1 protein-coding gene is annotated in these 426 nt (G+C 48.4%); it reads right to left on the reverse strand.

All coding sequences use genetic code 11. The annotated features are described in order from the left end of the window. A partial coding sequence (locus KH893_RS12440; protein ID WP_281166355.1) for a histidinol dehydrogenase occupies nucleotides 1-426 on the reverse strand: 426 nt, incomplete at both ends.

Genomic DNA, 426 nt, shown 5'->3' on the forward strand with positions numbered 1-426 from the left:
ATATTGCCGGGGCCAATAATTTTATCGACAGCCGGAATCGATTCGGTTCCGTATGCCAGAGCAGCAATGGCTTGGGCCCCACCAACTTGATAAATCGCATCAACGCCCGCAATTTTGGCAGCTGCCAGCACGGAGGGGTTAATGCCGTTCCTCTGTGGTGGCGTGACCATGATTACTTCTTTGACACCCGCAATTTTGGCAGGTAATGCACTCATTAACAAAGTAGATGGATAAGCAGCAGTCCCACCTGGTACATACAAACCAACCCGTTTTAAAGGCAACAGTTTTTGTCCGCGTATCACCCCGGATTGTTCGGCGTCAACAAATCCAGTTGCCTTTTCTTTCTCATGGAAACTAGTAATGTTGCGTTTAGCGAGCAGCAAGGCATCCTTAACTTGCGGATCCAATTCATCGTATGCTGCATCT

The sequence above is a fragment of the Liquorilactobacillus sicerae genome, assembly GCF_029916425.1.
GTDB classification, from domain to species: domain Bacteria; phylum Bacillota; class Bacilli; order Lactobacillales; family Lactobacillaceae; genus Liquorilactobacillus; species Liquorilactobacillus sicerae.